General features: G+C 61.7%; 22 protein-coding genes and 1 rRNA gene. 15 read left to right on the plus strand and 8 right to left on the minus strand.

Going from position 1 to position 26,488, the window contains the following annotated elements; translation table 11 throughout:
* Positions 1 to 401: 401 nt before the first annotated feature.
* The 12 genes from ACP7C6_RS26585 to ACP7C6_RS26640 are packed head-to-tail and all read left to right on the plus strand — an operon-like array spanning position 402 to position 15,762.
* Positions 402 to 1,841, plus strand: a complete 1,440-nt coding sequence (locus tag ACP7C6_RS26585; RefSeq protein ID WP_028619531.1) for an undecaprenyl-phosphate glucose phosphotransferase — start codon at positions 402 to 404, stop codon at positions 1,839 to 1,841.
* The gene (locus ACP7C6_RS26590) at positions 1,841 to 3,301 is read left to right on the plus strand and encodes a mannose-1-phosphate guanylyltransferase/mannose-6-phosphate isomerase (RefSeq protein ID WP_028619530.1); all 1,461 of its coding nucleotides are present in this window, start codon (positions 1,841 to 1,843) and stop codon (positions 3,299 to 3,301) included. Before ACP7C6_RS26585 ends, ACP7C6_RS26590 begins: the two co-directional genes overlap by 1 nt.
* Position 3,302: 1 nt before the next feature.
* Positions 3,303 to 4,214 (plus strand): glycosyltransferase family 2 protein, encoded by a 912-nt coding sequence (locus tag ACP7C6_RS26595; RefSeq protein ID WP_311895539.1) that lies wholly within the window; start codon positions 3,303 to 3,305, stop codon positions 4,212 to 4,214.
* A gap of 29 nt (positions 4,215 to 4,243) precedes the next feature.
* The gene (locus ACP7C6_RS26600) at positions 4,244 to 5,020 is read left to right on the plus strand and encodes a polysaccharide biosynthesis/export family protein (RefSeq protein ID WP_028619528.1); all 777 of its coding nucleotides are present in this window, start codon (positions 4,244 to 4,246) and stop codon (positions 5,018 to 5,020) included.
* A 14-nt stretch (positions 5,021 to 5,034) separates the two neighbouring features.
* Positions 5,035 to 7,026, plus strand: a complete 1,992-nt coding sequence (locus tag ACP7C6_RS26605) for a GumC family protein (protein ID WP_028619527.1) — start codon at positions 5,035 to 5,037, stop codon at positions 7,024 to 7,026.
* Positions 7,026 to 8,216: a glycosyltransferase gene (locus tag ACP7C6_RS26610; RefSeq protein WP_426109465.1), complete on the plus strand. Its 1,191-nt coding sequence runs from the start codon at positions 7,026 to 7,028 to the stop codon at positions 8,214 to 8,216. Before ACP7C6_RS26605 ends, ACP7C6_RS26610 begins: the two co-directional genes overlap by 1 nt.
* Positions 8,206 to 9,534, plus strand: coding sequence for a GH39 family glycosyl hydrolase (locus ACP7C6_RS26615; RefSeq protein ID WP_311895536.1), 1,329 nt, complete (start codon positions 8,206 to 8,208; stop codon positions 9,532 to 9,534). Before ACP7C6_RS26610 ends, ACP7C6_RS26615 begins: the two co-directional genes overlap by 11 nt.
* 8 nt (positions 9,535 to 9,542) lie before the next feature.
* A complete protein-coding gene (locus tag ACP7C6_RS26620; protein ID WP_028619524.1) occupies positions 9,543 to 10,760 on the plus strand; it encodes a glycosyltransferase family 4 protein in 1,218 nt (405 codons plus the stop codon).
* Positions 10,751 to 11,854 (plus strand): glycosyltransferase family 4 protein, encoded by a 1,104-nt coding sequence (locus tag ACP7C6_RS26625; RefSeq protein WP_068931717.1) that lies wholly within the window; start codon positions 10,751 to 10,753, stop codon positions 11,852 to 11,854. Before ACP7C6_RS26620 ends, ACP7C6_RS26625 begins: the two co-directional genes overlap by 10 nt.
* A gap of 2 nt (positions 11,855 to 11,856) precedes the next feature.
* A complete protein-coding gene (locus ACP7C6_RS26630) occupies positions 11,857 to 13,284 on the plus strand; it encodes an O-antigen ligase family protein (RefSeq protein WP_311895533.1) in 1,428 nt (475 codons plus the stop codon).
* Complete coding sequence (murJ, locus tag ACP7C6_RS26635; protein ID WP_426109466.1) at positions 13,284 to 14,693, plus strand: murein biosynthesis integral membrane protein MurJ; 1,410 nt, start codon at positions 13,284 to 13,286, stop codon at positions 14,691 to 14,693. Before ACP7C6_RS26630 ends, murJ begins: the two co-directional genes overlap by 1 nt.
* Positions 14,694 to 14,715: 22 nt before the next feature.
* Positions 14,716 to 15,762: an acyltransferase family protein gene (locus tag ACP7C6_RS26640; protein ID WP_068931714.1), complete on the plus strand. Its 1,047-nt coding sequence runs from the start codon at positions 14,716 to 14,718 to the stop codon at positions 15,760 to 15,762.
* Positions 15,763 to 15,788: 26 nt separating this feature from the next.
* Here ACP7C6_RS26640 and ACP7C6_RS26645 read toward each other — a convergent pair whose 3' ends face one another.
* From ACP7C6_RS26645 to ACP7C6_RS26660, 4 genes are all read right to left on the minus strand, one after another.
* Positions 15,789 to 16,364, minus strand: a complete 576-nt coding sequence (locus tag ACP7C6_RS26645) for a DUF4174 domain-containing protein (protein ID WP_068931713.1) — start codon at positions 16,362 to 16,364, stop codon at positions 15,789 to 15,791.
* A 164-nt stretch (positions 16,365 to 16,528) separates the two neighbouring features.
* Positions 16,529 to 17,161: a glutathione S-transferase gene (locus ACP7C6_RS26650; protein ID WP_426109467.1), complete on the minus strand. Its 633-nt coding sequence runs from the start codon at positions 17,159 to 17,161 to the stop codon at positions 16,529 to 16,531.
* 12 nt (positions 17,162 to 17,173) lie between these two features.
* Complete coding sequence (locus ACP7C6_RS26655) at positions 17,174 to 17,752, minus strand: GNAT family N-acetyltransferase (protein WP_068931711.1); 579 nt, start codon at positions 17,750 to 17,752, stop codon at positions 17,174 to 17,176.
* Between the two features lie 70 nt (positions 17,753 to 17,822).
* Positions 17,823 to 20,180, minus strand: coding sequence for a DNA polymerase II (locus ACP7C6_RS26660; RefSeq protein ID WP_122684153.1), 2,358 nt, complete (start codon positions 20,178 to 20,180; stop codon positions 17,823 to 17,825).
* Positions 20,181 to 20,377: 197 nt separating this feature from the next.
* Here ACP7C6_RS26660 and ACP7C6_RS26665 point away from each other — a divergent pair, with 197 nt between their 5' ends.
* Positions 20,378 to 22,609, plus strand: a complete 2,232-nt coding sequence (locus tag ACP7C6_RS26665; RefSeq protein WP_426109468.1) for a TonB-dependent receptor — start codon at positions 20,378 to 20,380, stop codon at positions 22,607 to 22,609.
* Between the two features lie 87 nt (positions 22,610 to 22,696).
* Positions 22,697 to 22,885: a hypothetical protein gene (locus ACP7C6_RS26670; protein WP_236318507.1), complete on the plus strand. Its 189-nt coding sequence runs from the start codon at positions 22,697 to 22,699 to the stop codon at positions 22,883 to 22,885.
* A gap of 41 nt (positions 22,886 to 22,926) precedes the next feature.
* On the opposite strand, the gene ACP7C6_RS26675 is transcribed toward ACP7C6_RS26670, so the two are convergent.
* On the minus strand, positions 22,927 to 23,394 hold the full coding sequence (locus ACP7C6_RS26675) for an SRPBCC family protein (protein WP_426109469.1): 468 nt from the start codon (positions 23,392 to 23,394) through the stop codon (positions 22,927 to 22,929).
* A gap of 79 nt (positions 23,395 to 23,473) precedes the next feature.
* Positions 23,474 to 23,839: a hypothetical protein gene (locus ACP7C6_RS26680; protein ID WP_426109470.1), complete on the minus strand. Its 366-nt coding sequence runs from the start codon at positions 23,837 to 23,839 to the stop codon at positions 23,474 to 23,476.
* On the opposite strand from ACP7C6_RS26680, the gene ACP7C6_RS26685 reads away from it, so the two are divergent.
* Positions 23,822 to 24,223, plus strand: a complete 402-nt coding sequence (locus ACP7C6_RS26685) for a GFA family protein (protein ID WP_028619508.1) — start codon at positions 23,822 to 23,824, stop codon at positions 24,221 to 24,223. The genes ACP7C6_RS26680 and ACP7C6_RS26685 overlap by 18 nt on opposite strands.
* Position 24,224: 1 nt before the next feature.
* On the opposite strand, the gene mrdA is transcribed toward ACP7C6_RS26685, so the two are convergent.
* A complete protein-coding gene (mrdA, locus tag ACP7C6_RS26690) occupies positions 24,225 to 26,117 on the minus strand; it encodes a penicillin-binding protein 2 (protein ID WP_068931704.1) in 1,893 nt (630 codons plus the stop codon).
* A 261-nt stretch (positions 26,118 to 26,378) separates the two neighbouring features.
* A 5S ribosomal RNA gene (gene rrf / locus ACP7C6_RS26695) occupies positions 26,379 to 26,488 on the minus strand; the annotation flags it as partial.

A 26,488-nucleotide genomic window follows, 5' to 3' on the forward strand; every position in this document is an offset into this window, starting at 1 on the left:
GTGCGCCCTGCAACTCCCTCTTTGTCCCCCTTTCCTACGTCGCTTCGAAAAAGGTTTTTCCATTAAGCAGGAAAAATCTCACATTTGTTCCTACACTCAAAATCAGCCCTGATGACCGAGTGTCCAGACAAGGAACGTCAATAAAATGCCGAATAAAAGACTCATTAACCTGTCTAGCATGCCACCTCCGCACCATAGTCAATTCATTGACTGAGCACAGTAAGGGAACACTCCTTTAGTCACTACCCCCGCAAACCCCCTTCAAATGGATAGCTACATTTTGGATGGAAAGTTGCGTATTACCCAGAGTAGCCAGTTTGACCAGCGCTCTAAAGCAGCCTGCTGCTTTATTGAACAAACAATCAAACAGCGAAGCCTGGAGTGCAATGAGGGATGTTTTTATGCGAGAGAAGTCGTCCGTCGACAGTTTGTTTTTAACGCGCGCCGGGTTTGTTGAGTTTTTTGTTGTTTTCGTCAAATTGATCCATGGCCTGACGGCCATTTTGCCCCCACTGGTCCTGGTGCTGTTCCTGGACCCGATGGACCCAGAGATGCGTGCCCACTTCCTGGGCCTGCTGGTGTTTTTCGCGGTACTGACCATCATTCTGTTCCAGGCTCTGGGCATCTATTCCGAAGAATTGTTCAGCAACCGGCTGCGCCTGAAAACCAAGATCAAGGCCTGGTCGGCGGCCTTCTGTTTCCTGTTGTTCATGTACCAGATCCTGCAGATGTTCCCGCAATTGACCCCACGCAATCTGGTGACATGGTACGTGGCCAGCCTGGCGTTGTTCTGCTTAGAGCGCTTGGTGATGCTGCGGCTGTACCGTCGGCTGATGCGTGCCGGAAAATACCTGCAACGCACGGTGATCCTGGGTTTTACCGACACCGCCGTGCATGTCGCCGATCACCTGCAGCGCAACGGAGATATCCGTTCCGGCCTGATCGGTTTCATCGACGACCGCACCGAGCGCATTCCCAAGGAGCTAAGCAACCTGCCCCTGCTGGGCAACACCCGCGACCTGGAAAAACTGATCCGCGCCGAGCAGGTCAACCAAGTGATGATCTGCCTGCCCTGGGCCGCCGAGCAGCGCATCCACGGCTTGGTCAACCGCCTGCGGCAGTTATCGGTGAACGTGATGCTGGTGCCGGACATGGCCGCCCTGCGCTACGGCCACAGCAAGATCACCGATGTGGGCGGCATCCTGATGTTCAACACCTCGCAATTGCCATTGCGCGGCTGGTCGCCGGTGATCAAGCGCTGTGAGGACTTCCTGCTGGCCAGCCTCGCGCTGGTGTGCCTGTCGCCGGTGATGCTGGCAACGGCGATTGCGATCAAGCTCGACTCCAAAGGCCCGGTGCTGTTTCGCCAGAACCGCTACGGCTACAACGACAATGAAATCCGCGTGTTCAAGTTCCGCTCGATGTTCACCGATCAGAGCGACTTCACTGCCGAACGCCAGACCACCCGCGAAGACCCGCGCATCACCCGTGTGGGCCGCATCATCCGCAAGACCAGCATCGACGAGCTGCCGCAACTGTTCAACGTGCTGCTGGGCAACATGTCCATGGTCGGCCCGCGCCCGCATGCCACGGCAACCAAAGCGGCGGGCGTTCCCTTCGAAGTGGCGGTGAGCGAATACAGCTCGCGGCATCGGGTGAAGCCGGGCATCACCGGCTGGGCGCAGATCAACGGTTACCGGGGGGAGACCGACACCCTGTTCAAGATCCAGAAACGGGTCGAGTACGACCTGGAGTACATCTCCAAGTGGTCGGTGTGGTTTGACTTGTACATCGTCTTCATGACGGTCCCGGCCGTCCTTTCCACCAAGGAAGTCTATTGATGAACACACTCAACGGATTAATTCCCTGCATCATTTCCGGTGGTTCGGGCACGCGGCTGTGGCCGGTGTCTCGGCAGAACATGCCCAAGCCGTTCATGCGCATGCGCGACGGCCAGAGCCTGCTGCAAAAAACCTTCCAGCGCGCCGCCAAATTGCCCGGCGTAGAAAGCGTATTGACGGTGACCAACCGCGACCTGCTGTTCCGCACCCTGGATGATTATCGCCCGGTCAACAAAGCCCACCTGCCCCTCGACCTGTTGTTGGAGCCGTTTGGCCGCAACACGGCGGCCGCGATCGCCGTGGCGGCGCTGCATGTGCAGGAACACTACGGCGGCGACGCGCAGTTGCTGGTGATGCCCGCCGACCATTTGATCCTCGATGAAGTGGCGTTCGCCGAAGCCGTGACCCGGGCCCGCGAGCTGGCCGAAGCCGGCTACCTGGTGACCTTCGGCATCCAGCCAGACCACCCGGAAACCGGCTTTGGCTACATCGAACAAGGCGAGCCGTTAAGCACAGGCCATCGGGTCAAACGCTTTGTCGAAAAGCCCGACCAGGCCACCGCCCAAGCCTACCTCGACGGCGGCAAGCACCTGTGGAACGGCGGCATGTTCTGCTTCAAGGCCAGCACCTTGGTGGACGAGCTCGCCACCCATGCCCCTGACGTGCTGGAAGCGGCGCGCGCCGCGCTCGAGCACAGCATGAGCCTGCAAAACAAGACCTCGCACCAGCGCGAACTGGACTCGGACGCCTTCGGCCGTGCGCCGGATATTTCCATCGACGTGGCGCTGCTGGAGAAGTCCAAGCAAGTCGCCGTGGTGCCCTGCGACATCGGCTGGAGCGATATCGGTTCCTGGGAAGCCCTGCGCCAACTCACCCCCAGCGACGCTCATGGCAACCAGGTCAATGGCGAGGCGATTCTGCATGACGTGCACAACTGCTACATCGACTCGCCCAAGCGCATCCTTGGCGCCGTGGGTGTGCGTGACCTGATCATCGTCGACACCCCGGATGCCCTGCTGATCGCCGACGCCCACCGCAGCCAGGATGTGCGCTACATCGTCGCCGAGCTCAAGCGCCAGAACCATCCGGCGTACAGCCTGCACCGCACGGTCACCCGGCCGTGGGGTACCTACACCGTGCTGGAAGAAAGCAGCCGCTTCAAGATCAAGCGCATCGTGGTCAAGCCGCAAGCGTCGCTGTCGTTGCAGATGCACCACCACCGCAGCGAGCACTGGGTAGTGGTTAGCGGTGCGGCGCAGATCACCAACGGCGAGCGCGAGTTCCTGATCAACGCCAACGAGTCCACCTACATCCCCGCCGGGCACAAACACCGCCTGACCAACCCCGGCATCATCGACCTGGTGATGATCGAGGTGCAGAGCGGCGAGTACCTGGGCGAGGACGACATCGTGCGCTTCGACGACATCTACGGGCGCGCCCCGGCTGAAGTGAAAAAATGATATGCGTACGTCACTGATCATCCCGACCCGTAACGCTTCCAGCCACCTGCCGCGCCTGTTGCCGGCACTGAAGATGCAGACCCTGCAACCTGACGAGATGCTGGTGGTGGACAGCGCCTCCAGTGATGACACCGTGGCGCGCTTTCGCGAATTCGGCGCACGGGTCGAAGTGATCGACGCACGCGACTTCAACCACGGCGGCACGCGGCGCTGGGCCAGCGAACAAGTGGCCGGCGACGCGCTGATCGTGATGACCCAGGACGCGATCCCCGCCACCCCGGAGACCTTCGCCAACCTGCTCGCCGAATTGCAGCAGGACCCGCTCTACGGCGTGGCCTACGGCCGCCAGCTGCCGCATCCGGATGCGGGTGTGCTGGGTGCGCAATCGCGGCACTTCAATTACCCCGAGCAGAGCCGCAGCAAGAGCCTGGCCGATGCGCCGGAGCTGGGCATCAAGACCTGCTTCAGTTCCGACTCGTTTTCCGTGTACCGGCGCAGTGTGCTGGAAGCGGTGGGCGGTTTTCCGGCGGATGTGATCGGCAGCGAAGACGCCTATGTCGCGGCGCGCATGCTGCTCGAAGGCTACAAAGTGCGCTACGCCGCCACGGCGCTGGTGCATCATTCCCACGATTACAAACTCTTGGATGAATTTCACCGCTACTTCGATATCGGCGTGTTCTACGGTCGCGAACCGTGGATCAAACAGGCCTTTGGCGACGCGGGTGGCGAAGGCAAGCGCTATGTGCTGGCCGAACTCGCGGCCTTGCGCAAAGCCGGAGCCTTGCACCGCGCCCCCGAAGTGCTGGTGCGCAGTGCGTTCAAACTGCTCGGCTACCGGCTGGGCCATCTGGAGCGTCGCCTCCCCCTCGCCCTCAAGCGGCGCATCAGCATGTTTCCCGGTTATTGGAGGTGAGCATCATGACCCACAGGAAGTCCCCCTTGATGAAACGAACCCTGCTCGTCGTGGCCATGTTGGCCCTGGCCGCCTGCAATACGCCGGCACGCATCGTCCCGCCCGACGGCGATACGGTCGAGGAAGGCAAACGCGCCCTCGACCAGCTTGCCCAACTGCCGCCGGCGGTGGAACGCATCCGCATCGGCGACCAGTTGCGCATCGTGCGCGATGCCGGCGAAATGCCGACACTGTCGGCGTTCAACGTCAGCACCATTTATGAGCTGACGCTGTACACGGTGCAGACCGACGGCAAGATCAACTATCCGTTCCTGGGGCCGGTGCAGGTCGCCGGTCGCCCGCCTTCGGAGCTGGCCACGGAGTTGACTACCAAACTGGCGCCCATTTACCGCGAACCGCGCGTAACGGTAAACATCAACCAGGCGCCGGGCAGCTCGATCATCGTCGGCGGCGCGGTGAACAACCCGACGGCGGTGCAGCTCGGCACGGCCAACACCCTGGAACAAGCCATTATCGGTGCCGGCGGCGTCAGCCCGGCGGGTAATGCGAGCATGGTCGCCCTGCTGCGCGAAGACGCCCAGGGTGCGTATCGCGCGTACTTCCTGGACTTCAGCCAGTTACTCAAGACCGGCCCCAACGGCCGCAAACCCGTGCATCTGCAACGCGGCGATGTGGTGTTCGTGCCCAAATCCAACGTGGGCGAACGCATCCAAGGGGTGGATACCTACATGAACCAACTGATCCCATTCACCAAGTCCATTGGGGTGGGCTACAACTACACCCGAACCAGCGGCGGCAATAACTAAAGGAGCGACATCCCATGATCGAGATCCGTTCTTTTCGTGATCTTCTGCGCTTGTTCTTCATCTTCCGGCACGAGTTCAAACTGGCGGCGATTGCCGCGCTGGTGATCATCCTGCTGGGGGCGTTCCTGCTGCCGGCCAAGTACGAATCCACCGCGCGGCTGTTGGTGAAGCCGGGGCGTGATTCGACCTTGCCCATCGAGATCAGCAACCGCCAGGCGCTGGTGATGCCCAGCACCCAGCGTGACCCGATTGTCGACGAGGAGCGCCTGCTCACCGGCCGGCCCATCGTGCGTGCGGTGGCCGAGCATTACCTGGAAGTGATCGAAAACGCACCACCTCCGGAAGGTTTCTGGAAACGCACCAAGTACTACGTCAAGAGTGGCGTGGGGGCGGTGTTCGACGGCGTGCGCGTGGTCATGGAAACCGTGGGCATCGTCGAAAAAACCACGGCAGTCGAACGCCTGGCCGCCAGCCTGGAGAAGAACTTCGAGGTGAGCCACGCCGCCGGCTCCACGGTGATGGACATCACGTTCAAGTGGAGCGACCCGGAAATCGCCCAGGCGGTGGTCAAGGATTGGGTCGAGACCTACATCAACGAGCGCACCGAGGCCTTGGGCCGCAAGAGCCTGTATGCCTTCTATGAAGGCCAGGTGGCCAACAGCGCGACCGAGATCAAGAGCTATAAGGAGCAGATCCTCACGCACCTGAACCAGATCGGCGCGGCGAGCATCACCGATCGCCTGGAGGATCTGTCCGAGCGCATCAACGTACTGCGCGGCGAGACCTTCAATACCACGCGGCTGATCGCGTCCTCCGATAGTGCCATTGCGAGCACGCGCACCCAGCTCAAGGGCCAGCCCAAGGAAGTCACCACGGTGCGCCAGATCGCACTGAACCCGCAGCAGCAGGATTTGCGTCGCCTGCTCAACCAGAAGCTGCTGGAAAAGGCCGACATGATGCGCACCTACACCGACAACGCGCCGCCGGTCAAAGCCCTGGACGCGTCAATTCGGGCCATGCAGGTGCAGGTCAACAACGAGAGCAACACGGTGCAAGCCTCGGAAAACCGTGCGCCAAACACCTTGGAAATCCACTTGCAGCGCGTGTTGCTGGATGAAACCAGCAACAACCTGGCGCTGCGCACCCAACTGGTTCAACAGCAGAAACAACTGGTGAACCTGGAAGCGCAGCGCAAGGAGGCCCTGGAGATTGAACCGGAGCTGGCCCGCCTCTCCCGGGAGCTGAACACCACCGAGCGCAACTACGCGCTGTACGTGGATAACCTGGAAAAATCGCGCATCGACCGTGAGCTGGACAACAGCCAGATAAGCAACATCGCCGTGATCGAAGAGGCCACCCTGAACCCGGGCCGCATTTTCCCGAAAACCCTGGTGATGCTGGTGTTGGCGATCCCGTTTGCCATCGTGGTCGGCCTGCTGGTGATCTACCTGTGCTACCTGCTCGACCAGCGCATTCACGACGGCGGCCTGGTGGAGCGCAAGTTCGGCCTGCCCCTGTGGACCACCCTGCCGGAGCTGGACACCTCCACCGCGCAAAGTACCAACGCGTTCAATGCGAGCATCTACCGTTTGTACAGCCTGCTGCAGCCCGACCGCATTGCCGAGCAAGGCCTGACCCTGGGCCTGACCTCGGCGCGCCATGGCGAAGGGGTGACCTTCGTGGTGGAGCAACTGCGCCAATTGCTGCATGAGAACGGCATCAACGTGCGGGTCGGTGGGCTGGAAACCGCCGCGCCGGGCGAAGTGGTGCTGCTCGACGCCTCGGCCCTGCTGGACAACCGCGAAGCGTTCGTCAACCTGCGCCGCGCCGACCTGATCGGCCTGGTGGTGGAAGCGCGCAAAAGTACCGTGCCGGTGGTGGAGCACGCGCTGTCGATCCTCAACACCGCGTTTGGCAAGGTGGACGGCATCATCATCAACCGTCGCAAGTTCGAAGTGCCAAGCAAAGTGCTGCACACCATCGGCAAATACCGGGGAGCGTTCTGATGCGCATTGCCTTGCTCGCGCCCTTGCCGCCGGAAAAGAACGGGATCGCCGACTACGCGAACCATTTCCGTACGGCACTGGAACAACTCGGTGTGACGGTGCTGACACCGTTGGCCGGCGTGGCGGGCAATTGCGAGGCGATCAAGCAAGCCATCGGCGGTTTCGACTGGCAAAGCGTCGATCTGGTGCACGCCGAACTGGGCGGCGGGCGGCTCGGGGAATTCCTGGCCTTGCGTGAACTGCGCAAGGCTTATCCGCAGTTGCCGTTGACTGCCACCGTGCATGACCCGGAGCGCATCGTGTGGCGGCGTGAGCACCTGCCCTTCCCCTTGAATCTGTTGGAACGCCTACCCAGCCCATTGCCCCAAGCGGCGGTGGTGCTGGCCGACCCGCTGACCCTGCGCGAAGAACGCCAGGTCGCCAAGGGGCTGACCCGGCTGGTGACCCTCACCCGCCTGGGTGCCGACTGCTTGACCCAGCGCATGCAACTGCCGGCCGGCAAAGTCGCAGTGATCAACCACGCCAACCTGGCGATTGCACCGGCTGCATTGCCGTCGCTGGATACCCTGCGGCTGCTGTATTTCGGCTTTATCTACCGGGGCAAAGGCATCGAAGACCTGGTGCAAGCCTTGGCGGATGTCTTCAAGCAAGCCCCCGAATTGCGCGACCGCGTGCGCTTGACCCTGGCCGGCGGCACCGCCGCCGAAATGGCGTTTGGCGCGGGCGGCAACTACCTGGAACAGCTGAACGCGCAGATCGCGGCATTGGGCCTGACCGACGCCATCGACTGGCAACTGAACCTGCCGGCCGATCAGATCGCCCAGACCATCCAGGCCCACCATGTAATGGTGCTGCCCTACCGTGAATCGAAAAAACTCGGCCTGCTCGGGCGCCAGCGCGGCACCAGTGGCGCGTTATCCTGGGCCGCCGCCTGCGGGCGCGGCGCGATCACTTCCGACGCGCGCGCATTCGCCGAGGAAGTCGCCAGCGGCAACGGCGCGATCTACCCCGAAGGGGATGTCGCCGCGCTGGGCGAACAACTGCTGCGCCTGGCCCGCACGCCATCGCTGGCGCGGGATTGGGCCGAACGCGCCGGGGAAATCGGCCGCGAGCGCCTGTGGCCGTTGACCGCGCAAAAATTCAAACAGCTCTTCGAGCAAGCCATCAGCGGAGCCCCTTATGGCGCGTAAACGCACCTATCTCGCCACCTTTGCGCTGGTTGCCGCTCTGGGCCTGACCGCATTCTTATGGGGGCGTCAGGCGGATGCCGAAAGCCATGTGCTCAAGGGCTCCAAAGAAGTGGTGTGGAAGGATTTTCTGGGGGTGAATGCGCAGTTCCTGTGGTTCAGCCCCGAGCGTTATCAAAAGCAGATCGACCGCCTCAAGGCACTGGGACTGGAGTGGGTGCGCCTGGATTTGCACTGGGACCAGTTGGAAACCGCGCAAAACCAATACAAGCTCGCCACCCTCGATGAACTGGTGGGCAAGCTGCAACAGAACCAGATCAAGTCAGTGTTTTACCTGGTGGGTTCGGCACGCTTTATCACCAGCGCGCCACCGCTGTCGCTGTACCCGGACCAGTACCCACCAAAAGACCCCAACGTGTTCGCCAACCGCATGGCGCTGCTCTCCCAGCGCTACCCCAGCGTCGATGCCTGGCAAGTCTGGAACGAACCGAATCTGATCGGCTTCTGGCGCCCGGTGGCGGACCCGGCCGGCTACGCGAATCTGTTGACCGTCACCACCAACGCCTTGCGTGCCGTGAACCCGAACAAACCAGTGGTCGCCGCCGGCATGGCGTTCTTCAGTGAAATGCCCAACGGCCAGACCATGTTTGACGCCTTGGGCGCACTGGGTTTGGCCAGCCTGAACACGATCATCTCCTACCACCCCTACACCCAACTGCCCGAAGGCAACGACCCGGCCAACCTGGATTTCATCGCCAAGACCACCCAGCTCAACCAGGCCCTGCGCAACGGCGGCGTGCAAACCTTGTGGAGTACCGAGTGGGGCTGGTCGACCTACAAGGGGCCCAAAGACGCCCAGGACATCATCACGCCACAGGCGCAGGCCGACTACGTGGTGCGCCGCCTGGCGCTGATGAGCGCGATGGATTACGACAAGATTTTCCTGTTCACCCTGAGCGACCTCGACCAGCGCGCCAGCGTGCGTGATCGCTCCTATGGCTTGCTGGACATCGACACCAATCCCAAGCCGGTCTACACCGCGCTGAAGAACTTCCTCGATATCAGCGGACCGAAGCTCACACCGGGCGATCCGCCAGCCGCCGACGCGCTGCCCGACGGCTTGTTCAGCATTGGCTGGACCCGCACCGACGGGCGCAAGCTGTGGTTTTTCTGGTCGGCCCTAGGCGGCAACGCGCACTTGCCGGGCTTGGCCAGCGCCACTCTGTACGACCCGCTGCGCGGCACACAAACCCCGGTGAGCGGCACCGATGGCCTGTCCGTTCCGGTCAAGTCGAACCTGCAAATTCTGTTATGGGAGTGAGGCCTGCCATGCGCATTTTATGGATCCTGCCCTACTCGCCCTGGCCCGCCACCAGCGGTGGCAAGACGCGCCAGTTCCACCTGCTGCGCAGCCTGGCCGCGCGTGGGCACCGGATCACCTTGCTGCTGCATGACAAACACCCGGTATCGCTTACCGACCGCCAGGTGCTGGAGGCCTTTCTCGAACAGTTGATCATCCTGCCGCGTCGCCCGTTGCGCAGCGTCACGACGCTGCTCGCCGGGCTGTTCGCGCCTTACCCGTTGCTCGCCAGTGTGAATGGCCTGTCGGGTGGATTGCAGGACACCTTCAACTGGTTACTGGGTGAACATTGGGATGTGGTGCAGATCGAACACAGCTACAGTTTTCAACCCTATGAAGAGGCACTGGCGCGTAAATCCCAGCCGTTCGTGCTGACCGAACACAATGTCGAATCAGCCCTTGGTGCGGCCACTTATGACCGCTTGCCAGGTTGGTCGCTGCCCTTCATTCGCTATGACCAATGGCGCTATACCCGCTGGGAACGCCGGGTGATGCGCCAGGCCACGCACGTGGTGGCGGTCACCGACAGCGATGCCAAGACCCTGGAAAAAATCGCCGGCAAACCCGTGTCGGTGGTGGTCAATGGCGTGGATTGCGATCACTTCGCCGCCGCCCGACCCGACCCGTCGACCCGCCGCGTGCTGTTCCTGGGCAACTATGAATACGCGCCCAACGTCGACGCCATCGAGTGGGCCCTGGATGAAATCCTGCCCAAGGTCTGGGAGCGTTGCCCGGATGCGCGCATGAGTGTGTGCGGCTTCGGCATGCCGGACAGTTGGCGTGAACGCTGGCCGGACCCGCGCATCGAGTGGCAAGGGTTCGTACCCAACCTGCTGAAACTGCAGTCGAGCTGTTCGGTGTTTCTGGCGCCATTGCGTCACGGCGGCGGTTCCAAGCTCAAGGTGCTGGAAGCACTGGCTGCCGGCCTGCCGTTGGCAAGTACCGAGCAAGGCGTGTCGGGGTTGGACCTGGTGGAAGGCCTGGACTACCTCGGCGGGCAGACCGCCGCGAGCCTGGCCGACGCCGTGGTGCGCCTGCTGCAATTTCCCGACGCCGCCGCGCCCATGGGCGAAGCCGGCCGGGCCTATGTGCGGCGCGCCCATGACTGGAGCGTCGCCGCCAGCCAGTTGGAAAAGGTGTACGCCAACCTTTCGCCCGTGAATCAAAAGGAGCCCGCATGCGTGTAGGCCTGGATTACCGCACCGTCGGCACCTCGCCGCAATCGGGCATCAGCCGTCAGGTGTATGCGCTGGAAAGCGCCCTGCACGGTCTGCCGGGCATCGAGCTTGAGCGATTTACCGTGGCGCCCCTGGGCGATGAAACCCGTTTGCAGGCCCATTGTCCGGCCTGGGGCTGCGCCAAGACCGCGATGCACCAGCCGCAGAATCGCCTGCGGTTCGAGGCCGGTTTTCTGCCGCGCGCATTGCGTGAACAGCAGATCGACCTGTACATCAGCACCTTCAATATGGGCCTGCCATTGCCGCCCAAGCCGAAGGGACTGCGCACGGTCGTGCTGTTGCATGATCTGTTTCAAATCACGCTGAACAACTACCACGCCAACCGTCTGAAGGCGCTGATCTACAAGACCAGCGATCGCCTGTCGATTGCCTACGCGGTGCACAGCGCTGACCGGGTGTGGACGCCGTCGCACTACAGCGCCGATGAAACCGCGCGGTTGTTTCCCAAGGCTGCCGGCAAGATTCGCGTACTGCCCAATCAGGTCGATGGCTTTTGCGAACTGGCGGCGGACCTCAGTGCGCGCCAATTGCCAAAGCGCTATTGGCTGCTGGTGGGCACGCGTGAGCTGCGCAAGAACGTGCCGTTCCTGGTCGACGCCTGGCGGCAGGCGCGACAGCAATCCCCCGCCGTGCCGGAGTTGGTGCTGGTGGGCAGCCTTGAGCATTTACCCGAGGTTCAGCGTACCCTGCCAGGGATTCGTGCGCTCAGTGGCGTGTCGGACGCCGAATTGCACGCGCTGTACCGCCAGGCCTCGCGCCTGTGGCAGCCGTCCTATGCCGAAGGTTTCGGCCTGCCGGTGATCGAAGCCTTGAGCGTCGGCACCCCCGTGGCGGTAGCCAGCGGCACCTCGCTGGATGAAATCACCCCGCCATCGGCGCCGCGTTTTTCGCCCACCGACGGCCCGGCATTGACGCAGTTGATGCTCAGCCTCGGCGAGCGCACTGAAGACGAATCACCCGAGCAAAACCGGCAATGGGCACAACGCTTCAACCATCACGCCTACCGCCGACGCCTGGCCGAATTGATCGAGGAATTGAAGTGAGAGTGAACCTGCCCAGCCTCGTCGCCATCCTCCTAGGCCTGTTGTTTGGCGCCGTCGCCCTGTTGTTGTCGCCGGCCAAGGCGTTCCTCGCCGTGGTCGGCGTGGCCGGTGCGGTGACCATCCTGCGCTTTCCATTCTGGGGCCTGTTGCTGTTCGCCCTGGTGGCTACGTTCATGCCGTATTCCACGATCAACCTGGGCATTCGCAGTACCGTCAGCGAAGCGATCCTGGCGCTGACCTGGGGCGCGGTGCTGTGGAACAGCTTCCTGGCACGCTGGCCGGATACACCGAGCCTCACTCGACGCCCGACCGACCAAATGCTGTTGTGGCTGATGGTGTTCAGCGTGTTTCCCTTCATTGTCGGCCAGGTCACCATCCACGCCGACAGCAGCGGCGTGGCCAACTGGCTGCGTTGGTTGCTGAACTTGTCGGGGGTGTTCCTCTGCGCCAAGTTGCTGGTGGACCACAAGCACCGCGAATCCCTGGTGATCGCCCTGCTGCTGGGCAGCCTGGCCATGCTGGTGCTGTCGATTGCGGTGTTCGTGCGCACGCGCTCCGGGGCCGGCATTGCGCCGGTGCTAGCACTGTTCAACTACGGCAACTTCGACATGCTCAAATTCGGCCTGGAAGCCATGTCTTCACGCATGGGCTCGCCGTGGATGCACCCGAATGCCATCGGCGGGATCATGGCGCTGTTGCTGCCCCTGGCCTTCTGTTTCGGTATGACCGAGCAAGGCTGGAAACGCGCGCTGGGCCTGGGCGTGGCATGCCTGGGCGCGGCGGCCTTGCTGTTGGCGAGTAGCCGTGGCGCGATGGTCAGCCTCGCGTTGGTGCTGCTGTGGATGGCCACGCGCCGGGTGCCGTATACCGGCCGCCTGCTGATGATCGGCGCGGCGCTGACCGTCGTGTTGGTGATGGCCTATCCACCGTTGCAGGAACGCCTGGCGACGATCTTTTCTTCGAGCAACGCCAGTACCGAAGTACGTTTCGACGAATACCGCATGTTCCCGCAGGCGGTAGCGTCGTACCCGTTCGGCATCGGCTTCAAGGTCGATCCACCGGTGCCGGACACTCACTTGCTGGGCATCTCCAACCTGTGGCTGAACTACATCTACAAAACCGGCATCGTCGGCATGCTGTTCTTTATCGCGGTGACCGTACGCTGGTGGCGTGAAGCGCGGCCGGAAATCGGTCCGATCCGCCTGACCAAGGACAACGCCATTTGGCTGGGTACCACGGCGGGGATTCTCTCGGCACTGGTCAGTGGCCTGTTCGACCACTACTTCAGCTTTGCGGTGGTGATGGTCGCGCTGTTCTGGCTGATGGTCGGCATCAACGTGTTGGAGGCACGCCGGCTATTTCCGGCACGCCTGCCGCAGGTGAAACCGGTGGTCTTTCGCAAACCCGTGCTTGATGGCGCCAAGCCCTGATGCTGGGCTCCGCCGTCTGGCTGACGCTCGCGACACTGCTGGGCCTGTGCCTGGGTTTTGCCCGCGAATGGCTGCTGGTGGCGGCCTGGGGCGCAGGCGAGCGCAGTGACGCATTCCTGATCGCGCTGTTTTTGCCGGAAGCGCTGCGCATGTCACTGGCCGGCGGCGTGCTGAGTGCCGCGGCGCTGCCGCTGTACCTGGCGCGCAAGGACGACGAACGCCTGAGCTGGCTGGCGGTATTGTTCCCGGCACTGTTGCTGATCGCGCTGGTCACCAGCCTGCTGCTGACGCTGCTGGCGCCGTGGCTGGTGCAACTGCTCGGACCGGGCTTGGCGGCGAGCGCCACGGTGCTCGCCAGCAGCAACTTGCAGATCGTCGCCTGGTGCGTGCCGGGATTGATGCTGCACGCGCTGTTCAGCATCCCGTTGCAGGCCAGCGAACGGTTTGTGCTGGCCGGCATGGGTTCGTTGTTGTTCAACCTGCCACCGGTGACCTACCTCGCCCTCGCTGGCACCGCCACCCAACCGCACTCGCTGGCCCTGGCATGCCTGGCCGGCAGCCTGTTGATGCCGTTGGCGTTGCTGCCATCGATGTGGCGCCAGGGCTGGCGGCCGTGGCGCTGGCAATTGTCGCTCGCGCCCCTGCGGGAATTGGGCCAGCGCATCGGTCCATTGTTACTGAGCAACGGCGCCAGCCAGGGCCTGGCGCTGATTGAGCGGCTGGTGGCATCGCTGCTGGGTGAAGGCGCGGTGACCTGGGTCAACCTGGCACGCAAGCTGATGAACCTGCCGCTGATTGCGCTGATGAGCCTCAACCAGGTGCTGCTGGGCATGATGAGCCGCCGCCAGGGCGATGAACGCCTGGCCCTGCTTAAACGTGGCCTGGAAACCGCCAGCGTATTGACCCTGCCCGCCGGTGTCGGCCTGGTGGCGGCGGCCCCGAGCCTGGTGGCGTTGCTGCTGCCCAAGCAGTCGCTGGACTCGCCGTTGCCGCTGCTGCTGGCCTGGTTTGCCGTGCCGCTGGTATTTGGCGCCTGGAATGCTTTGCTCGCGCGCTATGCCTACGCGGCCGGGGACACGCGCCAGCCACTGCGCTGCGAACTGCTCGGCAGCCTGGTCAATGTGCTGCTGCTCGGTGTGCTGCCGTTTGTGTTCGGCCTGGCGGGGATCCCGTTGGCGGCACTGGCCGGGGTGATCTGCACCGCGCTGCTGCTGATGCAACGCCAGGCCTTGCTCGGCGCCCTGCCCTGGGCGCGGAACTGGCTGCTCAGCGCCCTGCTGATGGGCGTGGCGGCGTTGGCGCTGTTTCGGATTGAAGACGTGTGGCTGCAACTGGGGCTAAGCACCCTGGCCGGCGCCGTGGTGTTGCTGGGCATGGGGCTGTGGCTGAAGCCGTGGCGCAAGGCATGAATGATCGACCGGGGATAGGCGGATGAAACATCGTTGGATTCAAATGGACATTGCCAAGGGCATCGGCATCCTGATGATCGTGTACGGTCACAGTTGGTTCGTGGCGAACTCGCTGGAGCTGCAGTACCCGATCATCGCCTCGTTCATCTTGCCGTTGTTCTTTTTCCTGTCCGGCGTGTTCTTCAAGCCCGAGCAGCCGTTTGTGGAGATGGCCGTACGCAAGGCCGACGGTCTGCTCAAGCCGTTTTTCTTCACCATGCTGGTGTACGTGATCGTACGCGACGTGTTGCGCGGCCAACCCCTGCTGCCGGACATCGGCGGCGTGCTGTATGCCTCGGTGGATACCATTCCCTGGCAGGCGCTGTGGTTTCTGCCGCACTTCTGGGTGGCCATCCTGTTCAGTTGGGTGATGCTGCGCCTGATCCAGCGTTTGAAGCTTTCATTGCCGGTGAGCTGCCTGCTGATGGCAGTACAACTGTTGATCGGCATCTGGGTACTGCCGTGGTTCTGGCAAATACCGGTGAGCGTCGGCGGGCAGACCTGGACGTTGCCCGGCCTGCCCTTCGGCCTTGAAATCACCCTGATCAGCAGCACCTACTTCATCTGCGGCTACCTGCTGCGCGACTGGCTGCGTCGGCATGAGGGATCGTGGCTGGCGCTGCTGATTTCGGTAGCGTTGTTCGCCGCCGTGTTCCTCTACAGCCACGCCACCATGGACCTGGCGCAGCGCCGCTACGACCACTGGCTGTGGACCAGCCTGCTGGCGGTGCTCGGCGTGTACGCGTGCTGGTCGCTGGCGCGGGTGCTGATGGTGTCGACCGTTATCACGCGGGCGATGACTTACATTGGCCAGAACACCTTGATCCTGCTGATCTTCCACGGCGAGATCCAGCATAAGACCGTTGACCTGCTGGAGCGCCTGGGGCTGCACGCATTTGTCGCGGCTTGCGTGGGTTTCGTGGTGGCTGTGGTGGTGCCTTTGCTGATCGGGGAAGTGATCAAGCGGGTGGCGTTTTTGCGGTTTTTCTACTTTCCGTTTCCGGTGCGCAAGCCTCAAAAAACCCTGTAGGCGTTCGCACCTACAGGGTGTTGGGTTCAGTCGTCGAGTTGTTGCGGGGCTGGCTTGGCGCCGTGTTTGGCAGGCTTGGCGCCCTTGGCTGGCGCCGGGGCGGCAGGTTCAGGCTCCGGGGCGGCTGCGGTTTCTTTCTCGGCCATCGGCATCTGGTCGATGGCGCTGAAGAATTCCTTCAGGTCGAGGGTATCCGGTGGCACGGTCTTCTCGACTTTCTTCTCGCCGTCCTTGCCCACCAGGATCACCTTGGTGCCACTGCCAGCACCCAGCTTGAGGGCTCGGATCAGCGCGTTGGTTTCCGGAGGCGTGAGCTTTTTATTGTCCTTGGGGTCCTTGGCGAACTTCTCGCCTTCGGCGCCGATACTGCCGAACTTCACGGTGTAGAACACCATGCTGCGTTCTTCAAAGGACTGCTTGGTCGCAGGCTCGTCCAACTGTTTCTTGAGGGTAGCCAAGGTGTTGTTGCCGGAGTCAAGCTCCACCACCACCAGCGGCCGGGCCTTGCCCAAGTCTTGCTTGAGCGGGTTGATATCATCAGCAGCCAACAGCGGCCCCGTAAAAGCCATCAAGGTAGCCAGGGTCAGCGACCGGATGAGCATGCGCACCTCCTTTGTATTCCATGCAGGGTTCTTGAGTTTCATGTCTGCGACAGTCAAATTCAAGGATGATTCCTACACCACTTTAAGAAAGCGTAGGACAGGACGCCCGCTACGCAAGGGTTTGGTGGGCTCGACTGTCATTGTTTCCACTGATTTCGGAAACATCATGAGACCTTCCACTCCGGCCAATGCCGCGCAAATACGGGGGCGACGACAGGGTCGGTATCCACCTGTGCCAGGCTCTGGGCAAAGCCCGGCGCCAGGCCGTCCAATGCCTCACGTGCTTCATCCCAGCGCGACACCGCCGCCGCCATGAGGCCCAGCGCATTGGGCACGCCGTTGGGCGCAAACAATTGCTCGTCGAATTGATCAGCGAACACCACCCAGGCCTGGTGCAGGTAACGCCGAGTGCCCGTCACCAGTTGCGCCTGCACCGTTTCGTTGACATTGCCGAGCCAGCGTTGCGGGTAGTCGATGATGCCAATCGCCGAATAGCAATTGGCCGCGATGTACACCAGGCCGCGGATGATCTGCGCGCGGTTGCCGGCCAGCAGGTCCGAAGCGGGATATTCCAGGCCGAGGTGGATCAGGATCGCAGCACTTTCCGTCAGCACCTGGCCATCGGGGGTGACCAGTGTGGGCACCTGCTTGAGCGGGTTGATCCGAGCCAACTCATCACTGCCTTCGCCCTCCGCCCAGGAGGCCGCGTCCACCCGTCGCCACTGCACTGCACAGCGCTGCAGGGCGATTTCGATCATGCAAGAGCCGGATTCGTCGATGCCATACAGCGTGTACATGGGCTTTTCCTCCTAGCGTTGCAGTTTGGCCTGCAAGTTGGCTTTCACCTGCGGCCATTCCGAATCGATGATGCTGAAGCGCACCGAGTTGCGCTTGCGCCCATCGGACATGATGCGTTCGTGGCGCACGATACCTTCCTGCACGGCGCCGAGGCGCAGGATCGCGGCGCGGGACTTTTCGTTGAGTTCATCGGTGGTGAATTGCACGCGCACGCAGTCGAGCACTTCGAACGCGTAGGTCAGCAACAGCAACTTGGCTTCGGTGTTGATCGCGCTTTTCTGCGTGGACAGCGCCAGCCAGGTATGGCCGATTTCCAGTTTGCGATTGACCCGGTCGACCTTCCAGAACCGAGTGCTGCCGACCACTTGGCCGTCTTCACGACGCACCAAAGTGAACGGGATCACGCTACCGGCATCACGCCCTGACAGGGCAGTATCGATGTATTGATCGACGGTGTCCGGGCCCGGTACGTTGGTGACCTTCAGGTTCCACAATTCGCCATCGGCGGCGGCGTCGAGCAAGGCGGCCTTGTGTTCCCTTTGCAGGGGCAGGAGTTCGACCGTGGTGCCGGTCAGAGTGATCAGGGTCATGGTGGCAGCGCCGTCTGGGTGGTCATCAGAGACAGAGAGTGCAGGCTGCCACCCTGACGAATCAAGCGTTTTAAAACAAGCCCATCTGACCGCCCACCAGGGTGCTGAAATCGTCATTCACGAACGGCAGGATCGCATCCGCCACCGGCTGCAATTGCCGAGTGACGTAGTGGTCGTAATCGATGGGCGCTTGCCGCACTTCCAGGGGTTCCGGGCCATTGACGCTGATCACGTAGCTGATCCAGCCACCGCGCTGGTACTGGCGCGGGCGGTTCAGGCGGTCGTTGTATTCATCGGCCAGACGCGCGGCGCGGACATGGGGCGGCACGTTGCGCTCGTAGTCGTCCAGCCGGCGGCGCAGGCGTTTGCGGTAGATCAGCAGCTCATCGAATTCGCCGCTGAGGGTACGGCGCACGTAGTCGCGGATATAGTCCTGATGGGGCTGGCGATGAAAGATGCGCTGGTAGAGTTCCTGCTGGAATCGACGGGCCAGGGGCGACCAGTCGCTGCGCACGGTTTCCAGGCCTTTGTAGACCATTTCTTCATTGCCATCGCTGCGCACCACCAGGCCGGCATAGCGTTTCTTGCTGCCCTCCTCCGCACCACGGATGGTCGGCATGAGGAACCGCGTGAAGTGGGTTTCGTACTGCAACTCCAGGGCGCTTTGCAGGCCGAGCGCGGTGAGCAGGTGCTCGCGCCACCAATCGTTGACGTGCTGCACCAAGGCTTGGCCGATACGACTGGCGTCCTCTTGGGAATGCGCACTGCCGAGCCACACGAAGGTCGAGTCGGTGTCGCCGTAGATCACCTCATAGCCTTGGGCTTCGACCAGTTCGCGGGTCTGGCGCATGATCTGGTGGCCACGCATCGTGATCGACGAGGCCAGGCGTGTATCGAAGAAGCGGCAGCCGCTGGAGCCGAGTACGCCGTAGAAGGCGTTCATGATGATTTTCAGCGCCTGGGACAGCGGCGCGTTATGTTCGCGCTTGGCCACTTCGCGGCCTTCGGAAACCCGTGCGACGATGGATGGCAGACAATGCCGGGTGCGGGAAAACCGTGCGCCGCGAAAGCCTTCCACCGAGTCACTGTCGTCAGGATGTTTGAGGCCTTCGATCAAGCCAACCGGGTCGATCAGGAAACTGCGGATGATCGACGGGTAGAGGCTTTTGTAGTCGAGCACCAACACCGATTCGTAAAGGCCAGGGCGCGAGTCCATGACAAATCCGCCGGGGCTGGCCTGGGGCGGCTTGTCGCCCAGGTTCGGCGCGACGAAGCCCTGGCGGTGCATCAGCGGCATGTACAAATGGGTGAACGCGGCGACGGAGCCACCGTTGCGGTCAGCCGGCAGCCCAGTGACGCTGGCGCGCTCCAGCAGGAACTTGAGCAGTTCGGTCTTCTCGAAAATCCGCGTGACCAGCTCGCAGTCCTTGAGGTTGTAGCGCGCCAGGGCGGGCTTGTCCTCGGCGAACATACGGTTGATCTCGTCCATGCGCTGGTACGGTGTGGAGATGTCCTTACCCTCGCCCAGCAGGGTTTGCGCGACGTTTTCCAGGCTGAAGGATTCGAAATTCCAGGTGGCCGAACGCAGGGCTTCGATGCCATCGATGATCAAGCGCCCCGCCGCCGCTGCGAAGTAATGGTTGCGGCTGCCGTGTTCGCGCCAGGCCATCGGTTCTTCACCACGGCCAAGCATGAGCGGCACGTTGAGGCGCTGGGCATGTTCGTGGAGCACGCGCAGGTCGAACTGCACCACGTTCCATCCGATGATCGCATCGGGGTCGTGCAGCGCCAGCCATTGGTTGAGGCGTTCGAGCAGTTGGGCACGGGTATCGCAGTAGTCGAGCTTGAAGTCCACCGCGTCGGTGTTGTTCGGCGGGCCAAGCATGTACACCTGGCGCTCGCCGCAGCCTTCGAGGGCGATGGAGTAGAGATCGCCCTGGGCAGTGGTTTCGATGTCGAGGGACACCAGTTTCAGCGGCGGACGGTAGTCGGGCGCGGGTTTCATCTGCGCGTCGCAGAGCACACCGCTGGCGTCGGGTGTGCCGCCAAACCACACCGGCGCGGTGATGAAGCGCTCCATCATGTAGCGCTCGGGCGGGCGCACGTCGCCTTCGTAGACGTCGACGCCCGCCGCGCGCAGGCGTTTTTCCACATCCATTGCCTGGCGGTGCTGGCGGGTGTACAGGCCAAGGACGGGGCGGTGATGGAAATCGCACAGCTGCAACGGGCGCAACTCGATATCGCGCTCGCCCTTGAGCAGCCAATCCAGCGGCTTGCGATGGGCCTCGGGGATGAACATCACCGAGGTCTGCACGGGTAGGCGGATAAACCTCGGGCCCTGGTCGGTGGCCAGCCAGAAGCTGACCTCCGTGCCCGCCGGGGTATCGCGCCAATGCCGGGTCAGGACAAAACCCTGCTGTAAATCCACCGTACCGCACCTCAGGAATCGCTTTCAGGGCGTGATTCTACTCGGCATCCGCGCGCGCAGACCGTGTTGGTAAAAATTTGTTGCATCGCGTTAATAATAATTACTATCATTTGCACCGGAGTCGTATCCGCGCAGTGAGGACGCGCAACGCCGTTGCCCTTTTCCTCACACATGACGGTTAGCCGTCAGGATCGCCCATGCCCGCCCCATTCGCCGTGCCGTTTCGCCCGACCCTGCTCGCCCTGTGCTGCTCCCTGAGCCTCAGCGCTCATGCTGCCACCCCAGCCACCCCGCAGGATGCGAACACCGGTCAGGAGGGCAACACGCTGGAACTGGGCGCTACCAACATCAATGCCGACGCCCCCGCACCAAGCGCCCTACCCCCGGTGTACGCCGGCGGCCAAGTGGCACGCGGAGGTCAATTGGGTGTGCTGGGCAACCAGGACATCATGGACGTGCCATTCAGCATGGCCTCCTACACCGAGAAACTGATTCGCGACCAGCAGGCCGAGACCGTCGGTGATGTGCTACTCAACGACTCGTCCGTGCGCCAGGCGTCGGGGTTTGCCAACCAGGCGCAGACCTTCATGATCCGTGGCCTGCCACTGAATGGCGACGACATTTCCTTCAACGGCTTATACGGCATCCTGCCGCGACAGATCATCTCCACTGACGCCTTGGAGCGCGTGGAAGTGTTCAAGGGCCCCAATGCCTTCATCAACGGTGTAACCCCGACCGGCTCGGGGATCGGCGGCGGTGTAAACCTGCAACCCAAGCGCGCCGATGATGTGCCGCTGCGTCGGTTCAGCACTGACATCAGCAGTGATGGGCGGGTGGGCGAACACTTGGATATTGGCCAGCGCTTCGGTGAAGACAACCGTTTTGGCGCACGGGTGAACCTGTCCCAGCGCGAAGGCGACACCGGTATCGATGATGAAAGCCAGCGCTCGAAGCTGTTTGCCGTCGGCCTGGACTACCGTGGCGATGCGTTGCGCTTGTCGAGTGACTTTGTGTACCAGAAGCAGCGTATCAACGGCGGGCGCAATTCGGTCTTCCTGGGCACCGCCACCCATGTCCCGGATGCACCGTCGGCCGACACCAACTACGCGCCGAGCTGGAGCAGCACCAACCTTGAAGACACCCTGGGAATGCTGCGCGCCGAGTATGACTTGAACGATAACTGGACGGCCTATGCGGCGGCAGGCGCCAAACACACCCGCGAAATGGGGCGCTACTCGTCGGTGACCCTGACCGATAACCTGGGCAATGCCACCGCCAGCGGTTCGACCATCGCCCATGAAGAAGACAACAGCAGCGTCATGGGCGGCCTGAACGGCAAGTTCCAGACCGGCCCTGTAAGCCATCGACTCAACTTCGGCTTGGCCGGCATCTGGACCCAGGCGCGCAACGCTTATGTGTTCGCCAGCCCACGCACCCCAACCAATATCTACAACCCGGTGACCGGTGCCCCACCGGCCCTGAACAACCCACGCAATACACCGGGCACCGACTTCAGCGACCCGACCATCACCGCCAAGACCTTTGTGCGCAGTACGGCGGTGTCCGACACGCTGGGGTTCTTCGATGACCGCCTGTTGGTGACGGTCGGTGCACGCCGCCAGCAAATCGTGGTGCAGGGTTACAACTACATGAGCGGCACGCGTACCGCCAACTATGACGAATCGATCACCACGCCGGTCTACGGCCTGGTCTTCAAGCCTTGGGAGCATGTGTCCTTCTATGCCAACCGCATCGAAGGTTTGGCCCAAGGCCCGACGTCGCCTGTCAACTCCGGGGGCAGGACGGTGATTGGCGGCGGCCAACCCTTTGCACCGGCCCGCTCCAAGCAAATCGAAGCAGGCGTCAAGGTTGATATGGGCACCTATGGGGCAACACTGGGCGTTTACCGTATCGAACAACCTGGGGCCGGTTACGTTCAAGTCATCGATGCAACGACAGCGCGTTATGTCCGCGAAGGCCTGCAAATCAACAAAGGCGTGGAACTGAACGTCTTCGGCGAACCGATCAGCGGCCTGCGCTTGCTGGGCGGCGTGACCGTGATGAAGACCGAACTCAAGGACACGCAAAACGGCGCCAACGACGGTAACCGCGCAATCGGCGTGCCTTCGTTCCAGCTCAATGCCGGCGTGGATTGGGATGTGCCTGGCCTGCAAGGCGTGACCCTCAACGGCCGCATGTTGCGCACCGGTGGGCAGTACGCCGACGCCGCGAACAACCTGAGTCTGCCGGCATGGAACCGCTTCGACGTAGGCGCGCGCTACAACTTCAAGGTGGCCCAGCGTGACGTCACCCTCGGCGCCACCGTGGAAAACGTCGCCAACGAAAAGTACTGGGAATCGGCGCAGGGCGGTTTCCTGAGCCAAGGCGATCCACGTGTTGCCAAGCTGTCGGCCAGCGTGGACTTCTAACAGGGCGGCAACAACGTGAGCCGGCAGATTTGCGCATCGCCGGCTCACCTCTAGACTCAGGGCTTCTCTCACATGGAAGTCCTGAGAATGAAGTTATCTCGTTCCCTGCGCCAGGCAATCGCCCTGGCCACCCTGCAGAATCCAGCCGGTGCGACGAAGGTGTTGAACGTTGAGAAACCGGAAATCCGTGCCGGCCTCAAAGACCTCAAGGTCGGGCAGAGTGTGGTGGTGACTTACACCGACACCCTGGAGATCACCACCGCTCACGAAGGCTGAGACTAATGAAAGACGGGCATCATTGAGGATGCCCGTTACCCTCAAGCCTGGCGGGCCTGGCTCAGGTAGTTTTCGATATTGCCCATCTGTTCGTCCCAGCCACGGGAATTCATTTTGAAGGCCTTCTGCCGTCGTGCCTCAGGCACGGCATCAAACCCGGATTCGACCACCCGCAGCAGAATACCCGGCGCCCGATCCTCAATCGTGAATTGCACCAACGTTGGGGTTTCCTGGTCGTAGTCGACATCCTCATCTACCGCATAGGGATGCCACCAGAAAGAAAACAGTGTTTGCGGCAGGATGCGTTCGATCCTGGCCTTCCAGACCACATGTTCGTAGCCCGGATAAGTGATCGGCGCCTCGATTCTTTGCCCGGCAACGAAGGTTTTGCCTGTAAGGGCGATACCAAACCATTGGCCGAATTGCTCGGCATCGGTGATGGCCTCCCAGACCTGCCTACGTGACGCGTTGAGCAGGGCTTTTCGTTCGATTCGATCCAATACGTGCATAAGTCACCTCCTCCATTGACAGTAGGCGACATCGAACAATGCGCAACCTTTCGGCCACGCATTGGTGTTGCGACTTACTTCAGAACTTCCACTTGGCGTTGACCATCGCGTTACGCAGCTCGCCGTAGGAACCTGAGTTGAACGTGCCCATGCCGTCGTAATACTTCTTGTCGAACAGATTGTTGACGTTCAGTCCTACGGACAAGTGCTCATCCACCTGGTAGTTCGCCAACAGGCCCGCCACAGCGAAGGAATCCTGGACCGCCTTGTAGTACGGCCCGGTGTAGTTGATCTGCGTGGTGGCATACGACTCGCGGTAGGTGTAGCCGCCGAATACGTTCCAACCGGCAGCCACTTCACCGGAAATCTCGGATGCGCAGCGTGTCGGCGAAAGGTAAATTGTCCCCCTCCCCTTGAGGTGATCACGATGACTCAACAGCTCCATGGAAGTTGCTTCTGCAAGGCCGTGCACTATCAACTCGACAGCCTGGATATGCCCATCAGCCACTGCCATTGCGACAGCTGCCGCAAGGTGCATGCGGCGGCATTTGTGGCGACGGCAGGCGTGATGCGTGAACACTTTCGCTGGACACAGGGCCAGGAGTTGCTGGCGTCCTTCGAATCGTCGCCGGGTAAACTGCGGCATTTCTGCTCGCGCTGTGGTTCACACCTGATGGCGGAGCGAGGGCATCAACCCCACGTCATTGTGCGGGTGGCGACGCTGGATGACGATCCAGGCGTCAGGCCCACCGCGCACATCTGGACCGCCCATGATGTGCCTTGGCTGGTCTACGAAGACGTAGACCAATGGGACGAGTGGAAAGCCTGAATCACACCTTGGGGTCGCCGGGCGCTTTTGCCGGCGTCGCATATTGCGGTTTCAGATGGCCTTCCTGGTCGAGCAGCCAGGCGTCCATGATCTGGCGCACCACCGGGCCTGCCACGCGGCCACCGGCCTCGCCGTTTTCGATCATCACCGAAATCACGATCTTCGGGTGTTCGGCCGGCGCGAAGCCAACGAACAGGGCGTTGTCGCGATGGCGTTCCAGGGTCTTCTCCCGGTTGTAGCGCTCACCTTGCTTGATCGCCACCACTTGCGCCGTACCACTCTTGCCGGCAATGCGGTATTGCGCGCCTTGTGCGGCAGCGCGGGCGATGCCACGCGGATCGTGCATCACCAGTTGCATGCCGTGATTGACCTGTTCCCAGTCACGCGGGTCCTTGAGGACCACGTTGGGCATGGGGTTTTCATCCACGGGTGGCACACCATTAATGGTCTTGGCCAGGTGCGGTCGGTTCCACACGCCTTTATTGGCGATCAGTGCGGTAGCCTGGGCCAGTTGCAGTGGCGTGACCTGCATGTAGCCCTGACCAATGCCGAGGATCACGGTTTCGCCCGGGAACCAGGGTTGCCGGCGCGTGGCGCGCTTCCAGGCCTGGGAAGGCATCAGGCCGGCGGACTCTTCGAACATGTCCAATGAGACTTTCTGGCCCAGGCCGAACTCAGCCAGGTAGTCGTGCAGGCGATCGATGCCCAGCTTGTGGGCCAAGTCGTAAAAGTAGGTGTCGTTGGAACGCATGATGGCCGCGTCCATGTCCACCCAACCGTCGCCGCTGTGGTTCCAGTTGCGGTATTTGTGGTCAAAGTCCGGCAACTGGTAGTAGCCAGGATCGAATACTCGGGTTTGAGCAGTGACAACACCACTGTCCAGGCCAGCGATGGCGACTTCCGGCTTGATGGTCGAACCTGGCGCGTAGAGCCCGCGTAATACACGGTTGAACAGCGGACGGTCGATGGAGTCGTGCAGCGCGGCGTATTCCTTGAAGCTGATACCGGTAACAAACAAGTTCGGATCGAAACTTGGCTTGCTGACCATGGCCAGTACTTCACCGGTTTGCGGGTCCAGTGCAACCACCGAACCACGGCGATCACCCAAGGCTTCTTCTGCCGCTTCCTGAAGGTGCACGTCGAGGCTCAGCACGATGTTTTTGCCGGGGATCGGGTCGGTGTGCTTGAGTACGCGCAGTACGCGGCCCTGAGCATTGGTCTCGACCTCTTCATAGCCGACGTGGCCATGCAACTCGGATTCGTAGAAGCGCTCGATACCGGTCTTGCCGATGGACTGCGTACCGCGGTACTCCACGGAGTCGAGGGCTTTGGATTCCTTCTCGTTGATCCGGCCTACGTAACCGATGGAGTGCGCAAAGTGAGCGCCCAACGGGTAATGGCGGACGAACTGCGGTTCTACGTCTACGCCTGGGAGGCGGAACTCGTTCACGGCCAGCAGCGCGATCTGCTCTTCGGTCAGTTCGTAAAACAAGGTCACAGGGACGAAAGGATGGCGCGCCTGTTTCAGCGCCTTGTCGAAGACAGCGCGGTCTTCGGTAGGCAGGTGCAGCAAGCTGACGATAGCGTCCAACTCCCCCTTGAGGTCGGTAGTGCGTTCGCGGGTGATGGTCAGGTTGTAGCTGGGGCGGTTGTCGGCCAGTACCACGCCGTTACGGTCATAGATCAACCCACGCGTCGGGGTGATCGGCAATACGTGGACACGGTTGTTCTCGGAAATCGTGGAGTGATAGTCGAACTGTACGACCTGCAGGAAGTACATGCGCCCCACTAGCGCGCAGGTGATGCCGATCACCAACAGCGCGCAGGCGAGCAGGCGCTTGTTGACTAGGCGGTTCTCTTTTTCGTGATCTTTGATCGGTATGGGTTCAGGCATTTCTACAGCATCTCGTTGAATAAGGTCGACGCCGCGTCCTGCGGATGAAAGATCAATCCCTGTGAAAATGTGCTGCACCATACCAAAAATGCGGAAACACTTTGTATCGAATTCCCGAACGGCATGCTGATGAGCCGTTTTTATGAGAGGAATTGCGCAGAGGAGTCACAGGGTTGTCGAATTGATTTGCGATGACTGACTTTTCGACCGCCCAAAACAAAACCCCTGTTTGCGTTAGCAAACAGGGGTTTTGGAATTTAATCTTGACGATGACCTACTCTCACATGGGGAAACCCCACACTACCATCGGCGATGCATCGTTTCACTACTGAGTTCGGGATGGGATCAGGTGGTTCCAATGCTCTATGGTC

The sequence above is a fragment of the Pseudomonas sp. TWR1-1-4 genome (assembly GCF_049897165.1).
GTDB classification, from domain to species: domain Bacteria; phylum Pseudomonadota; class Gammaproteobacteria; order Pseudomonadales; family Pseudomonadaceae; genus Aquipseudomonas; species Aquipseudomonas canadensis.